Origin of the sequence: Micromonospora sicca (assembly GCF_003172935.1) — a bacterium.
Taxonomy (GTDB): domain Bacteria; phylum Actinomycetota; class Actinomycetes; order Mycobacteriales; family Micromonosporaceae; genus Micromonospora; species Micromonospora sicca.
Genome location: NZ_QGKS01000239.1, coordinates 18610 through 33618 on the forward strand (window position 1 = coordinate 18610; position 15009 = coordinate 33618).

Genomic DNA, 15009 nt, shown 5'->3' on the forward strand with positions numbered 1-15009 from the left:
GCCCGCCGCACGGTCAGCGAACGACTGGCCCCCACCGTGAACCCCCTCAAGTAGGCCGCTGTGCCGCCCAGGCCAGGAACCTGTCGAACAGATCCGCCGGAGACGGGGCAGGGCTCGGGTTTAGCTTGATCAAATCCGCGGTGGCGTCGAACAACTGCCCGGCCAGGTAGACCGACAGCGCTACCGCGTTCCCCTCGTATTCGACCCGGAGCAGCATCCGTGCCGTAGGGCACGGCCAGGCGGCGGAGCACACCCGGCAGAGCCACAGGGGCCGCCTGGGTAAGTGTTGGTGCACCCGGTGGAAGGTCTGCAGCGGCTGCTCATGGCCGGGTGAGGCATTAGGCGGGGTCATCTGCTCATGATGACGCCGCCTGTTGTCTTCGTCAACAGTCTGCGCAGTTGTCGCTGTCGTGAGGACAAGCTGCTGTCATCGTCAACCCGTGGAGCTTGTAGGCGTGTCGGAGATTCGGGAAATGCTCGGTGGCGTATCCCGACAGCGCGCCTCCGTGATCGCCAATCAACGCAACTTCCCCGAGCCAATCGCCGTGTTGGCGATGGGAAAGGTGTGGCGGAAGTCCGACGTTGAAAAGTGGATTCGGCAGCACAGGCCCGACGTGGCGGAAGATTGAGAAGGGGCCCCAACCGGGGCCCCTTCACTTGATGGGTCAGTCGACCGGCGCTACCTCGTCGAAAGCTGGGCGGCACGTTCCGCCAACTTGCCTGGCGGCCGGCATGCGTCGGTGACGCGGGGTCAGCGGGGGCGGTTGTCGCCCTTGCCGAGCTTGTTGAAGTCGATCTTCGGGAGCTTGAAGCCCGGGGGCAGGCCCTGGCCGCCGGCCAGGTCACCCGGGTCCAGCCCCGGCGGGAGCTGCGGCATGCCGCCCGGGAAGCCGCCCGGCAGCCCGGCGCCCGCCCCGGTACGCGGCCGACCGCCGCCCTTGGTGCCCTTGCGCTTGTTCTTCGGCGACTTGGTCGCCTTGCGCCGACCACCGCCGGGCAGGCCCATCATGCCGCCCATCTGCTTCATCATCTTCTGCGCGTCGGCGAAGCGGTTGAGCAGCTGGTTGACGTCCATCACGGCAACCCCGGAGCCGCTGGCGATGCGGGCCCGGCGGGACCCGTTGATGATCTTCGGGTTGGTGCGCTCGCCCGGGGTCATCGACCGGATGATCGCGGTGACCCGGTCGAAGTGCTTGTCGTCCAGGTCGGCGAGCTGGTCCTTCATCTGCCCCATGCCGGGCATCATGGCCAGCACGTTGGCGATCGGGCCCATCCGGCGGACCGCGATGAGCTGGTCGAGGAAGTCCTCCAGGGTGAACTGCTCGCCGCCCATCAGCTTGGCGGTCATCTTCTCCTTCTGATCGGCGTCGAAGGCCTGCTCGGCCTGCTCGATCAGAGTGAGGACGTCGCCCATGCCGAGGATCCGGCTGGCCATCCGGTCGGGGTGGAAGACGTCGAAGTCCTCCAGCTTCTCGCCGGTCGAGGCGAAGAGGATCGGCTGCCCGGTGATTTCCCGGACGGAGAGCGCCGCGCCACCGCGGGCGTCGCCGTCGAGCTTAGAGAGCACCACACCGGTGATGCCGACGCCGTCGCGGAACGCCTCGGCGGTGCGGACGGCGTCCTGGCCGACCATCGCGTCGACGACGAAGATGACCTCGTCCGGGTCGACCACGTCGCGGATGTCGGCGGCCTGCTGCATCATCTCGGCGTCGATACCGAGGCGGCCGGCGGTGTCGACGATGACGACGTCCCGGGCGGCCCGCTTGGCGTGCTCGATGGAGTCCCTGGCCACCTGGACCGGGTCGCCGACGCCGTTGCCGGGCTCCGGGGCGTACACCTCGACGCCGGCCCGGCCACCGAGCACCTGGAGCTGCCCGACGGCGTTGGGGCGCTGGAGGTCGGCGGCGACCAGCAGCGGCTGGTGGCCCTGGGCCTTGAGCCAGCGGGCCAGCTTGCCGGCAAGGGTGGTCTTACCGGAACCCTGGAGACCGGCCAGCATGATCACGGTCGGCGGGTGCTTGGCGAACTGCAGCCGCCGCCCCTCGCCGCCGAGGACGTTGATCAGCTCCTCGTTGACGATCTTGATGATCATCTGCGCCGGATTGAGCGCCTGGGAGACCTCGGCCCCCCGCGCGCGCTCCTTGACGTTCGCGATGAAGCCCTTGACCACCGGCAGGGCGACGTCGGCCTCCAGCAGCGCCATGCGGATCTCGCGCGCGGTGGCGTCGATGTCGGCGTCGGTGAGCCGACCCTTGCCGCGGAGCTTGGTGAAAATCCCGGACAGGCGGTCACTCAAGGTGTCAAACACGCGAACATCCCGTTTGTCAGTGTTTCGGCGGGTACGAACTCGGCCAGCACGCACAAGGCCAGCCACCCGCAAGGGTAACCGTCCCACCTCGCCACTGCTTCCCGCCGACCCGACCGCGCCCCGCTCGCGACCGTGCCAAAGCGGACCGTGCGGCGCAGGAAACGCCCCACCGTCCCGACGCGGCTGTCGTCCGCCACCGAGATCGGTAGAGACCGCTCGAAGCGAGCAGGGCGACGACCAGCAGCGCCAGGACCGTCAGGCCACGCCATTGACCCGGATTGAACGGTACGGGAGCGAGCAGCGCGACGAGGTCGACGGGGAGCACGAGCATCCAGGCCCGGACGTAGCCGACCACCGGTCGTCCAACTGCCACATCCAGCGGAGGCTGGCTGGCGTCCCCTCAACTATGGCTGGCCGCCACCTGCAGGTCGACTGTCTCCGCCTAGGCCACAGCGTCTTGCTGCTCGGTGGGGCGGCGCACCACCGCCGGCATCGACGTCTCCTGCTGCCCCGACTTCAAAGTTAGTCCCCCACGAAATGGCATTTCAGGCCGCGCGAACGGGTGCCCCGCGCCATAGTGCTTAGCGCCGCCGGCAATTGACTCGTTACGCCATATTCGAGAGTCCTTCACGGCGGCACGGAGAGCATATCTCGGACAGCGAAGCAGGGCGCTAGCCGCGAAACGGCTGGCACAGCCACCTGTTCGGCCAACCGCCCGTCCACCCTGAGCGGATCGGCTGTCCACCCAAAAGGCGAATGCGAAACGCGTCCCGCAATGTGAGAGTCGGGTTTATTACCAATAGATAGCGGCAACTTTCCTGTCGTGTTAAGCGCGTCTACTCAACGCGCCTGCGGAGCCCGCCAGCCGCGGCCGGTATCCTTCTTCGTACTCGTTGGCACGATGGGAGAAGATCATCAATTGGGGGGCATCCTGCATGTATGCACGGGCAACCAGGCTCGCTCCCCCATCGCCGAGCGGCTGATGGAGCTGGGGCTGAGGCGCCGCTTCGGCGCCGCGGCCGACGCCATCTACGTGACCAGTGCGGGCACCCGCGGACCAGCCGGCAGCCCCATGCAGCGAATGGCCGTCGCCGAACTCGAGCGCCGTGCGGCCCGGCACGACAACTTCGTGTCGCAACTGCTCGACCTGAAGGCGGTCGAGCGGGCACATCTCGTGCTCACCGCGACCCGCCAACATCGCGACGAGATCATCTCTCAGGTGCCATCCGCGATCCGCCACACCTTCACCTGGCGGGAGCTTGCATGGCTGGCGTCCGGACTGAAGCCGGGCGAGGTGCCCGGCCGCTATCCGCTTGACCGCGTCGCGAGGCTGGCCTGGGTAGTGACGAAACGTCGCGGTTACCTCAGCCCACCACCCCCAGAGCAGTTCGACATCGCCGACCCGATGGGCCGCCCGAAGCAGCACTACCGCGTAGCGGCAGCCCAGATCGAAGAAGCGATCGAGTCAATCCTCGACGTGCTATAGCCCGCAAACAATCGGCTGCGGCACAGGTACGGGCTGGTGGCCGAGGGTCTCCGATCACCAAGATCCATCCTCGCGGTTCTCTGATCCGTCAGGTCCGGTCTCGCAGCTCCCTGACCGAAATGTGCTGCGTCTCGTCGATGTGCCTGCCGCCCGCCGGGCGTTGCTGGTGCCCCCGGGCCGGCGGTGGGGGGGTCGCTCGACCCTGTGGGGGTGCCACCGTGGCCGCCGGCGCACGATCGGTATCGGGCGGCGCCATCACGGCCTGGGCAGCCTTGGCCGCCGCAGCCCCCGTCCAGCCGCTGTGCTGGTCGGTGTAGTAGCCGTCGTAGCCGCGCTTCTTTTTCCGCTTGACCCCGTTTGCCACTACGCCGAGGATGCGGGCGTCGACCTGCCGAAGGGCCTGAATCGAAGTCTCGAGCTGGTCGGTCTTGGTCGAGCCGACCCGGGTCACCACGAGTGCGCCGTCGGTTGCCCGCGCCAGCACCGCAGCATCGACCACCGGCAGCAGCGGGGGCGAATCGAAGATCACAGTCATGCCGTTCGCCACCAGGCCCGCGACCAGGTCGGCGAGGCGGCGCGTGCCGAGTAGTTCGCTGGGGTTGGGCGGGGTCGGACCGGAGGCCACCACATAGAGCGGCAGGTCGCGCCGCCAGTGCTGCATCGCGGCCTCGATCTGCACGTCGCCGACGAGCACGCTGGTGAGGCCGATGCCACTTGACAGGCCGAAGAGTGTGGCAATCATCGGTTTGCGGAGGTCGCCGTCGATGAGGACGACCGTCTCGCCGGATTGGGCGAGCGCGATAGCGATGTTCGCGGCGACGGTCGACTTGCCCTCGTCCTCGACCGAGCCGGTGACCACAAGGCTGCCGATCCGCTCGTCGATCGAGAGGAAGCGGATATTGGTCCGCAACCGGCGGTACTCCTCGGCCCGCCGTCCGGTCGGGTCGTCAATGATCAGCGGACGCTTCTTCGTCTTCGGGTCGTCCGCGAACTCACCCACGACAGCCGCGTCCGCTACCTCGGCGGCCTCTCGCCGGCTACGGATTGTCTTGTCCAACGTATGACGCAGGACCGCGAGCCCCGCCCCGGCCGCCAGGCCGACCAGAATCCCCAGTGCCAGGTTGAGACTGGTCCTCGGCGAGACGGGCGCTGCCGGCAACGAGGCGCTCTTGGTGATGGTCGCCTTGACCGGCGACGCTTTGCCACCCGTCGGGGTCTCGATGTCGGCGATGAACTTGGACACCTGACTCGCGACGGCATTGGCGATGTCCCGGGCCAGCTGGGGTGACGGGTCGATCACGGAGATGTCCAGCAGAACAGTATTCAGCGGAGATTGCGCGGTGATCTCTTCGGCAAGTTCGTCGGCGGTGTAGGGAAGCTGGAGGGATTGGATGACTTCGTTCGTCACGGTCGGGCTGTCCACGATGTCGACGTATGACTTCACCCGTTGCTGAGCGAACGTGCCGCCCTGGTTGAGGTCCGCCGCACCCGCGTCGGTGCTGCTGATCGAGACGAACAGTTGCACATCCGCCTGGTACATCGGGGTTTGAACCCATGAATACACACCAGCGGCCGCGCCGCCCACTGCGGTCACGAGCACCACAAGAAACCAGTGCGCCCGCAGCGCACGCAGGTACTGCGTGATGTCCATAATGCTCCGAACGTCTCGTTTGGTCGCCGCGATCGTCGCCAGTTTAGCAACGTCGTCGGATTCGGCAGGCAGACGGATGACGATGATCAAAATCGCCGTTGGCGCGCCGGCGCTTCCATCTCGTAACAAGATCTCGCAGACCGGCGACACTCGGGGCAATCGGGCAGAATCCGGTCTTGACAGATCGCCTCCCGAATGCTTTGGTGGCGTGTCAGCTTGGCTGCGGCCACGCGATCAGATCCTGTGTCTGGAAGGGCGATGAGAGCAATCGTGAACGATCGCGGGCCGACGGCAGGAGCTCCGATCGCCGAAAGCCAGGAGTTGGACGCGCGATGAGAGTGACGATCCTGGGCGGTCATTACGCGCCCGAGCCGACCGGGAATGCCCCCTACACGGCGGGACTAGCGAACGGGCTCGTGCACGGGGGCACGATGTGCGCGTGATCACCTCCCACCCGCACTATCCCGAGTGGCGAGTGAAGGAGGGCTACGGCGGCTGGTCCGTATCTGATGAGGTCGACGGAGTCCGAGTCCAGCGGTTGGCGCACTATGTGCCGGCGAGACCGAGCAGTGGGCGGAGGTTGCTCTCCGAGCTCAGTCTCGGGATCCGCTTTCTGACCGCCCGGTGGCATCGTCCCGATGTTGTGTTGCTCGTGTCGCCGAACCTGATAACCAGTGCGCTCGCCGCGCTCCGCGCTCGCCGGTCACGTGGTCTCGCGACCGGTATCTGGATCCAGGATCTCTACAGTCTGGGCATCACCGAGACGGGCCAGGGCGGCAGGTCTGCCGCAACCGCGCTAAAGGCATTGGAGTCCCGCACGCTCCGCTCCGCGACCGGCGTCGTGGTGATTCACGACAGATTTCGTTCTTTCGTCACAGAGACACTGGGCGTGCCCGCGGGATGCGTCGAGGTAATTCGCAACTGGTCCCACGTTGATCCGCCGATGGAGGTCGATCGGGCGGCCGTCCGGAACCGACGTGGCTGGGAACCCGACGTTACCGTGATCCTTCACGCCGGCAACATGGGCGCAAAGCAGGGCCTTGAGAACGTCGTTGAGGCGGCTCGGCTCGCTGACCGACAGCGCGCGCCTGTACGGTTCGTGCTGCTCGGCGACGGCAACCAACGCGCTCGCCTGCAATCTCTCGCCAGGAATGTGACCTCCATCGAATTCGTAGCACCCCTTCCGGACGATGATTTCAGGCAGACGCTGGGGAGCGCCGACATTCTTCTCGTCAACGAACGTGCGGGGATGAAGGAGATGTCGGTGCCGAGGAAGCTCACGACGTACTTCTCCGCATCGCTCCCAGTGCTCGCGGCCGCGGATGAGGCGAGCGTAACCGCCAGCGAGATCGATGTTTCCGGAGGAGGAACGAGAGTCGCCGCTGGCGATCCTCAGGCCCTGCTGGATGCCGCCCTGTCACTCCGGGCAGATCCAGCCCTGGCGCGCGCCCTCGCTTTCGCGACACCGCACTTGGACAGGATGCGGCGCTTGACCACTTTGAGAAGTGGTTGTTGGTTTTGGCCGAGGACCGTCACGGCGAGGGCTCGGGGACGGCGTAGCAAGTCGACGGAGGTCGTGGCTCAATGAAGCGAGCGCTTATCACCGGTATCACCGGTCAGGACGGTTCCTATCTGGCGGAGCTATTGCTCGCCAAGGGGTACGAGGTCCACGGCCTCATCCGGCGTGCCTCCACATTCAACACGACTCGGATAGACCACCTCTACGTCGACCCGCACGAACCGGGCGCGCGACTGTTCCTGCACTACGGCGACCTGAGCGACGGGGCACGGCTCGTTACGTTGCTGCAACGGATCGGCCCGGATGAGGTATACAACCTCGCCGCCCAATCGCATGTGCGGGTGTCGTTCGACGAGCCGGAACACACGGCGGACACGACCGGAACGGGGACGGTCCGGCTGCTGGAGGCCGTGCGGCTGGCGGGCATCGACACCCGTTACTACCAGGCGTCCTCGTCCGAGCTGTACGGCGCGACGCCGCCGCCGCAGAGCGAAACCACCCCGTTCTATCCGCGGTCGCCCTACGCGGCTGCGAAGCTCTACAGCTACTGGATCACTAAAAACTACCGTGAGGCCTACGGGCTGTTCGCGGTCAACGGCATCCTCTTCAACCACGAGTCCCCGCGCCGCGGCGAGACGTTCGTCACTCGCAAGATCACTCGAGCCGTCGCAGCGATCAAGGCCGGCAAGCAGCGCCACCTGTACCTGGGAAATCTCGAGGCGGTTCGCGACTGGGGTTATGCGCCCGAATATGTCGAGGGTATGTGGCGCATGCTGCAGGCCGATCAGCCCGATGACTACGTGCTCGCCACCGGCGTCGGCGTCACCGTCCAGGAGTTCGTGGAGATCGCCTTCAGCCGCGTCGGGCTGGACTGGCGCGAGCACGTCCGGTTCGACGAGCGCTACCTACGCCCCACCGAGGTCGATGCGTTGATCGGTGACCCGACCAAGGCGCAAGAGCACCTCGGGTGGAAGGCGACGACCGACGGCCGGGCGCTGGCCAAACTCATGGTCGACGCCGACGTTGAGGCTTTGACGCATGCCGGCGATCCGTGGATCGACAAGGTTGGTCTCGCTTCCTGGAGGAGCGCGTGAGCGACGACGGCGTCAGCTACACACCCGGCGAGCTGGACCGTGACGCAACCTTCTACGTCGCGGGCCACCGTGGGCTCGTGGGCAGCGCCATTTGGCGCAAACTCAAGGCCAGCGGGTTCACCCGGCTGGTGGGCAAGACCTCGGCCGAACTGGACCTGCGCGACCGGGATGCCACATTCGCGTTCATGGCCGAGTCGAAGCCGCGGTACCTAGTTTTGGCTGCAGCCAAGGTCGGCGGCATCCTGGCCAACAGCACCTACCCGGTGGACTTCCTCAGCGAGAACCTGCGCATCCAGACCAACGTGCTCGACGCGGCGCTCGCCAACGATGTGGAGCGAGTGCTGTTCCTCGGCTCGTCATGCATTTACCCCAAGTACGCCGAGCAGCCCATCCGTGAGGAGTCGCTGCTCACCGGCCACCTCGAGCCGACCAACGACGCGTATGCCATCGCAAAGATCGCCGGGATCTCGCACATACATGCGGTGCGCCGACAATACGGGTTGCCGTGGATCTCGGCGATGCCTACCAACCTGTACGGTCCGAATGACAACTTCTCGCCTTCCGGGTCGCACGTGCTACCAGCGCTTATTCGCCGCTACGACGAGGCGGTTCGCGTCGGCGCAAGCACCGTGACGAACTGGGGTACGGGTACGCCTCGGCGCGAGTTCCTTTTCTCCGACGACATGGCCGATGCGTGCCTGTTCCTGCTGGAGCACTACGACGGACCAAGCCAGATCAACGTCGGCACCGGCGAGGATGCAACGATCCGCGAGATCGCCGACCTGGTGGCCGAGGCCGTCGGCTACACCGGCGACACGGAGTGGGACACGTCCAAGCCTGACGGAACACCACAAAAGCTGCTTGATATATCAAGGCTTCGCGACGCCGGCTGGACACCCAGGATCGGACTCGGCGAAGGAATCGCCCGGGCGGTGGAGTGGTACCGAAGCGTCGCGCGGAAGACGGCAGATGGCCACTGACCAAGATGTGTCGACGATCCCGGTCATTGACCTGTCATGCCGCGCACGCCCCTCCGTCACAGCAAGGCAGTCATCTCGTGCAATCCCTGAGCGGAGATAACACAAAGGGTCTTAAAGCAGCATTGCTCATTGTATCGGCTATAAGGAGCGGGCCTTCCGTTATGGATCAGCAATATGCCCACAGTGGCGCGGGGCCTGCCGTCTTGGTGGAACTGACCGGTGGGCTTGCCAACCAGCTGTTTCAATGGGCGGCCGGGCGCTTGGTCGCCGATGCGGGTTCGCGCGCACTGTATCTCGACGTCCGGGTTGTTGAACGTCCCGATGGGCGAGGGAATCAGGTGTCGGGAATGGTGCCGGTCGACGGAATAATTAGCGCGGCTAAGGCCGAAACCGAGTTCTGGCGGATTGCCCATAGAGCCTTGCCAAGACCGGTTGTCGGAGCGGCCAAGAGAATGAGACGCCTCACATTCCGGCGCCCCTCGGAAATCGTCGCCAAGTCGTACGCCGAAGGGCTCGCTGCGTTGACGGTGGACAGGCCAGTCCGACTACGGGGCCTGTTTCAGGAGATCGACCCTCTCCTAAAAGCTCGCGAGCCAATAGTTTCGGCGGTGAGATTCGGATTGATGAATGGCGAATCGGCAGACGTTGGCCACTACGCTGCCGCGCATATTAGGCGAGGTGATTACGCGAGCAATCCGAAGTACGCGGCCCGATTTGGACTCTGCAGTGAGGACTACTATCGCACGGCGCTGAGGTTCATTGACGACCGACTGCCTGTGCGGGTGGTAACCGATGACCCGCAATGGGCTGCCGGTTTCATTGCGTCTTTGCCGTCGCCAGACCGATTCCGGTTGGAGGTCGGGGCCGATCACTTCGCCGACCTGCGCACGCTCGCCAATGCGCGAGAACTGATCATCGCCAACAGCACATTCTCTTGGTGGGGCGCCTTTCTCGGTGCGCCACAACGGGTGATCTATCCTCAACCCTGGTTTACGCGTGAGTCGGACGACCACGACCTCGCGCTGCCCGGCTGGGTTCCGGTGCCTCGTGACAAGGCAGAATCTGAGTGAGTCGAGAGAACGTGTCGCGCAAGGCGCTTTCGTCCGCCCTTGCACGCGGCCGCGAATTAACATTCTACGGCGCGGCTCCGGTAGCCGTTCTCGTTACATCGCCAGTTCTAGCGCAGGGCCTTGGCCCAGACGGTCGTGCCCAATTCGGCGTCGCCCAGACGGCAGCGAGTATGGCCCTCTCGTTCGGCACCCTTGGCCAAGCCGAGGTGTATCTCGCCGACTTGCGGGAGGGAACGGCGTCCATAGGCGCGGCTAGTCGAATTGCGCTTGTCGGAGGTCTTCTTGCAGGCGCAGTCTCCGTAGTAATGTGTTATGTGCTCGGTGTCGAATTGCAAGTTGCGATTGCGGCTTCGATGCTGATACCTATCATGAGTCAGTCCCAGTTATGGCGATCGAGGGCAGTCGCCGACCACGCACTGGTGGGCCCCGCCGCCGCGAACGCGCTCGCCGCGGTCTTGCGAGTAGTCTCGTTGGGCTCACTATTTGTATTTGGCTGGTTAGTTCCTGCTACAGCAATTGGTGTAGTTCAGGGGTCCGTGGCGGTCGCGGCGGTGTTGACGATCGGCTTGTACGCGCGGCGGCGGGCGGCTTCGGTGGGTCAAAAAGACAACCAAGCAGCGACAGGTGAAGCGCGCTCGACACGCGAAACCATCGTCTCTGGGCACTGGAGATGTCGGCATTGGCTGCGCCGCCGTCGCGCCAACGCGTTCTCAAGTCATGCCGTGGACAAGGAGCAATTGCGGAGCTACCTCTCGCGGGGGTGGCCGCTGATATTCTTCGCGATCCTAACGTCGGTCACAATGGGAAGCGGCGTGATATTTCTTCATCTGACATCCAGCCCGCGCGATGTGGGCATCTATGCGGCAGCGTCGGCGCTCTCTACTTCGGTGCTGGCAATCTCAGGAGCATTTAAGTCCCGCGCTCAGGCCGCTGCGTTTAGTTGCGACGCTCCGAAGCGGGTACGAAGGGAACTAATGGTCCTTCTGGCGGCAGCAGGCCCCGGGGCTATGCTCGTTGCCGTCTTTTCGCGTCAAGTCGTGAGCGTGCTGTTAGGGCCGGGATACGACGCAGCGGTGGCGCTCATTCCGGTTCTGGCAGCCGGCTCAGTTGCACTGCTAGTACTTGATTCCATGCACGGCCTTCTGGCCGCCTTGGGCGGGCGTCGCGAACTGATTGTCGTTGGTGCGTCGGGCGCCTTCTCATCGCTGACGCTCCTGGCGGTACTTGTGCCACACCATGGTGCAATCGGTGCAGCTTGGGCCAGCTCAATTGGTTACGCCCTTGCCGCATCTGTGGGATGGTCTGCTGTGCGCCGCCAACTTAAGAAGCATCCGGCCGCTGGCCGCCAACTACTGACCCAGGCTGCTACTCCGCCGCGGGAATCATTTAGATCTTGATGACCACGGATCAGAAGCCGTGTGCCACAAGTGGCTGTTTCAGAGCTACACTACGAGGAGGACGCGTTGGATGTTGTGACAGTTGTCGTTCCGAGCGCCGGAAAGCGCGACCAACTCCTTCACCGCGCATTGGACTCGATTGGTGGACAGTCCTTCGAGGGACCGATCGCGGTTGTCTTGGTAGATGATTCCCGCGACGGCAGGCTCTCCGACTTTGGCGGTAGCCGCGGCAATGCCAAGGTATCCGTAGTTCCATCTTCCACCGACGAAGCTCCTCGGTGGACGGGCGTTAAACATGCACGCGCTGACACCGCGTGGTTTGCATTCCTTGACGATGATGACTGGTGGGTACCCCGGAAGCTCGAGCGGCAAGTCCAACTGGCGTTGGAACTGCGGACGGCTGGACATGAGCCGGTTGTCTCGTGCCTTGTAGATACATCTGGCAGTCCCGACCTGACGGCAACAGGCGCCGTTCCGGCACGGGCAATTGCGCCTGGCCAGAACGTGGCGGAATATCTCTTCTGGCGCCGCGCGCCTTCGAGGCGACGTTCATCGATATTTACATCAACAATTCTAACGTCGAGGTCAATCGCCTTAGCGGTACCTTGGCGTAAGCTCCCGCGTCACCAGGATTGGGATTGGCTGGTACGCGCTGGAGCCGTTCCGGGCGTTGCGGTAAGGCATGTTCCAGAGGTGCTAGTCGGATATGCGGTTGGTTCCGCGTCCTCGATTTCTGCGACTCCAGACTGGCAATCGTCCCTGGCATGGGCGCAATCGACGCTGAGGGAGTACGCCGAGCCGGCAGTTTATGCGGACTTCTTGGCATCCCAGACGCTAAGGTACGCCATCGCTGCGCGATCACGGGAGGGAATTGCTAAGTGCGTTCGGGAGATACGTATGACGGCTGGCACGCCAAGTCCGAGCGCTTTGGCGAGCGGCCTTGCGGGTTTGGTGTCCAGGCGGTACATCGAGGCGGCGCTTCGTGGCCGTGGCAGGAGTACTCGTTAGACCAGGCGCGACCGAGCGAAGGTCCGCTCGAAACGTTGACCAGCATAGGGGAAGGCTATGGAAGTTCTGGTGGCAGTCGCCACGTATCGTCGACCGGCCGGACTATTGCGGTTGCTGAAATCTCTTGACGGCGATGCCGGGCGCTTCGACGTATTAGTAGTTGATAACGATGCCGAACGGTCAGCATGGTCGACAGTGGCCGATGGCGAGTTTCGCCGTCGGCCTGTGTACGTTGTCGAACCCGAGCCGGGAATCGCGCCGGCACGCAATAGGGCGCTTAGCTACGCGATATCTCAAGACTACACCGCACTGGTGTTTGTCGATGACGATGAAGTGGTCGTTCGAGGCTGGTTTGAAGCTCTCTCGAGCGCAATGATTTCGCTGAGCGCTGACGTGGTGTGCGGACCAGTCATCGCGGCGTATGAGGACGGCGTTGCCCGCTGGGCGAGGAAAGGTGGTTTCTTCGAACGCCCCCGACAGGCCACAGGCACAGTGCCACGGTGGCCGGCCACGAACAACGTAATCATTCGCATCACGGACGAGATTAGGTTGGGCACGGTGAGCTTTCGGCTCCAGTATTCGATGACAGGTGGCGAGGATACCGACTTCTTCATGGAGCTAAAGAGGTTGGGTTCAAGACTCGCGTGGTGCGACGAGGCGGCTGTAGTTGAGTACGTTCCAGCTCCGCGTGCGTCGGCTCGGTGGTTGTGGCGACGTGGCATGCGCCTTGGGAACGTGACGACTAGGCGGATGTCTCGAGCTGGGTTCGGATGGGCTGCCGTTCCAGTTGGGCTCCTCAGAGTTGCGCTCGCGATTCCGCTTGCGGTACTGAAGAGCCTGTTGCGGGGATCTCGGGGTATCGGGGAGCTTATGCACCTTCCGAAAGGGATCGGAATGCTTCAGGCTGCCTTCGGGGGAAAGACGGTCGAGTATGGACGATGAGTGCAGCGGGACGTGGCTGGCGACACGCTCATCACGGGAAATGGGGCGGGGCCAGCACCAATAGGATCCGGGACATAATGAGGGTAAGGGGTTCTGGCCAGGCCTACAGAAGTCACGGCGGAGACGCGAATTAGCACGCATGGGCGATGAGGCCTTCTATGAAACGGTCAGCCCGGCATCAACGCGTTCGATCGGTTGCGGAAGGGCCTCGACCAAAGCCAAGGGCGGAGGCTCCGTCGCATTGCCACGCTTTGGGCGGATGGCGATTAGCCACACCCCGATAGCGACCGCGAGGAACCAGTGCGTGTTGTCGAGCCACGACTCGAAGATGTTGTGCATGGTGAACACGAACGCGATCTGGAACAGCCATAAGGACTCGGAGGTGGCGTCCTCAGTGGCGTGGCGGAACGCGCCGAACAGGATTCGCAGTGTGTAAGCTGCGAAAAGTGTGAACCCGATCCAGCCGAGCTGCAACGCGACTGACAGGTACCCGTTGTGTGCTTGCGGGACAATCCAATAAGTGAAGTAAGAGATTATTGCCGACGCGTTGGATTCAGGGCTGAAAGGCACGCCCCAGCCGTAGCCGAACCACGGCTGTTCGTTCCATGCGAGGATCGCGCCCTGCCAGATTCGGTTTCGCCCGGAGAGGGTCAGGTCGCGGCCCACAATGGCGAGGAGGCTTTCGACGTTCGCGATGAGCAGTGGGACGATGATCACCAACCAGAGAAAGGTAAGGGTGACCATCACAAAGCGGTGGGTGCGTGTGCGTTTCGACCATGAGTTCATGACCACCGCGAGAAGTACGGCTGTGATCCCGAGTACGATCGCCGCCGAGGACTGGATTAGCGCAGTCAGGCCACCGTAGACGGCCACCCAGGACACGAGTTCGAAGCGACGCGCCGTCCGCGTGCGTGCGTAGAGCGCGGTGACCAGCCCAAGAAGAAGGACCGCACCGAGGATGTTCTTGTGCACATATGGGCCGATAAGGGCGCCTTCGTTCGGCCATCGTGTTTCGAACGCGGCACCTCTCGCAACGATCATCATGACGATGGTCGTCACCGCAACCACCTTAAACCCGGTGTCGAGAATCCTGATCGCGTCTTTTGGGGTGACGTAGCTGGCGAAGATGATCGCGGAGATGGTGACTGCCGCGAATAGGAGCGCGCGAGGCTGGCCGATTGTGGTTCCCGCCCAGAGGGGTGACGCAATGGCGAGCGCGGCGAGCGCGATGGGCATGATCGGGATGCGCGGCGCGCGGAAATGCGATAAAACGACCATCGCGGATAGGACGATCCCGACAGTGGCGACGAAGACGCCTGGGATCAGTTTCGGCTGCGAGAATCCGACGACCGCCCAGATTCCCAACAGGGTCAGCCAGAGTTGGGTGCTGCGCCGGTATTTGGTCATCACCCGGCGACGATATCGCAGGCCCAGGCGCGGACGTGACCGCCCACCCAGGTGTCCGGAATCTCACACACTCGTGCTGCTACTGGTGTGCGACCTGCACATCGCACCCATCACGCCTTGATCACCAATCGCACGCCAGACCCCGGA

At 64.0% G+C, this 15009-nt stretch carries 13 protein-coding genes; 9 read left to right on the plus strand and 4 right to left on the minus strand.

Annotated elements, in window-relative coordinates; translation table 11 throughout:
* Positions 1-46: 46 nt before the first annotated feature.
* Positions 47-217 carry a hypothetical protein gene (locus DKT69_RS39880; RefSeq protein ID WP_236647974.1) on the minus strand — a complete coding sequence of 57 codons (171 nt, stop codon included), beginning with the start codon at positions 215-217 and terminating at the stop codon, positions 47-49.
* A gap of 223 nt (positions 218-440) precedes the next feature.
* Between DKT69_RS39880 and DKT69_RS17035 the strand changes: the two genes are divergently transcribed.
* On the plus strand, positions 441-629 hold the full coding sequence (locus DKT69_RS17035; protein WP_109802520.1) for a hypothetical protein: 189 nt from the start codon (positions 441-443) through the stop codon (positions 627-629).
* 122 nt (positions 630-751) lie between these two features.
* Here DKT69_RS17035 and ffh read toward each other — a convergent pair whose 3' ends face one another.
* Positions 752-2308 (minus strand): signal recognition particle protein, encoded by a 1557-nt coding sequence (gene ffh / locus DKT69_RS17040; protein WP_109802521.1) that lies wholly within the window; start codon positions 2306-2308, stop codon positions 752-754.
* Positions 2309-3227: 919 nt separating this feature from the next.
* Here ffh and DKT69_RS17045 point away from each other — a divergent pair.
* A complete protein-coding gene (locus DKT69_RS17045; RefSeq protein WP_161557864.1) occupies positions 3228-3794 on the plus strand; it encodes an arsenate reductase/protein-tyrosine-phosphatase family protein in 567 nt (188 codons plus the stop codon).
* 88 nt (positions 3795-3882) lie between these two features.
* Here the strand turns inward: DKT69_RS17045 and DKT69_RS17050 are convergent, their stop codons facing one another.
* Positions 3883-5535 (minus strand): tyrosine-protein kinase domain-containing protein, encoded by a 1653-nt coding sequence (locus DKT69_RS17050; RefSeq protein ID WP_146231117.1) that lies wholly within the window; start codon positions 5533-5535, stop codon positions 3883-3885.
* 187 nt (positions 5536-5722) lie between these two features.
* On the opposite strand from DKT69_RS17050, the gene DKT69_RS17055 reads away from it, so the two are divergent.
* The 7 genes from DKT69_RS17055 to DKT69_RS17085 all read left to right on the plus strand — a co-directional run bounded on the left by DKT69_RS17055 (position 5723) and on the right by DKT69_RS17085 (position 13455).
* Positions 5723-7033 (plus strand): glycosyltransferase family 4 protein, encoded by a 1311-nt coding sequence (locus DKT69_RS17055; RefSeq protein ID WP_255420203.1) that lies wholly within the window; start codon positions 5723-5725, stop codon positions 7031-7033.
* Entirely contained in the window at positions 7030-8058 is a 1029-nt protein-coding gene (gene gmd, locus DKT69_RS17060; RefSeq protein WP_109802524.1) for a GDP-mannose 4,6-dehydratase, read from the plus strand. The genes DKT69_RS17055 and gmd overlap by 4 nt, the downstream gene beginning before the upstream one ends.
* Positions 8055-9038, plus strand: a complete 984-nt coding sequence (locus tag DKT69_RS17065) for a GDP-L-fucose synthase family protein (RefSeq protein WP_109802525.1) — start codon at positions 8055-8057, stop codon at positions 9036-9038. The genes gmd and DKT69_RS17065 overlap by 4 nt, the downstream gene beginning before the upstream one ends.
* Before the next feature lie 161 nt (positions 9039-9199).
* On the plus strand, positions 9200-10108 hold the full coding sequence (locus tag DKT69_RS17070; RefSeq protein ID WP_161557865.1) for an alpha-1,2-fucosyltransferase: 909 nt from the start codon (positions 9200-9202) through the stop codon (positions 10106-10108).
* Positions 10109-10422: 314 nt separating this feature from the next.
* Positions 10423-11505 carry an MATE family efflux transporter gene (locus tag DKT69_RS17075; protein ID WP_161557866.1) on the plus strand — a complete coding sequence of 361 codons (1083 nt, stop codon included), beginning with the start codon at positions 10423-10425 and terminating at the stop codon, positions 11503-11505.
* 75 nt (positions 11506-11580) lie between these two features.
* Positions 11581-12513 (plus strand): glycosyltransferase family 2 protein, encoded by a 933-nt coding sequence (locus DKT69_RS41110; protein ID WP_368666258.1) that lies wholly within the window; start codon positions 11581-11583, stop codon positions 12511-12513.
* A gap of 57 nt (positions 12514-12570) precedes the next feature.
* A complete protein-coding gene (locus DKT69_RS17085) occupies positions 12571-13455 on the plus strand; it encodes a glycosyltransferase family 2 protein (RefSeq protein WP_109802529.1) in 885 nt (294 codons plus the stop codon).
* 156 nt (positions 13456-13611) lie between these two features.
* Here DKT69_RS17085 and DKT69_RS17090 read toward each other — a convergent pair whose 3' ends face one another.
* Complete coding sequence (locus DKT69_RS17090) at positions 13612-14862, minus strand: O-antigen ligase family protein (RefSeq protein ID WP_236647979.1); 1251 nt, start codon at positions 14860-14862, stop codon at positions 13612-13614.
* Between the last annotated feature and the right edge of the window lie 147 nt (positions 14863-15009).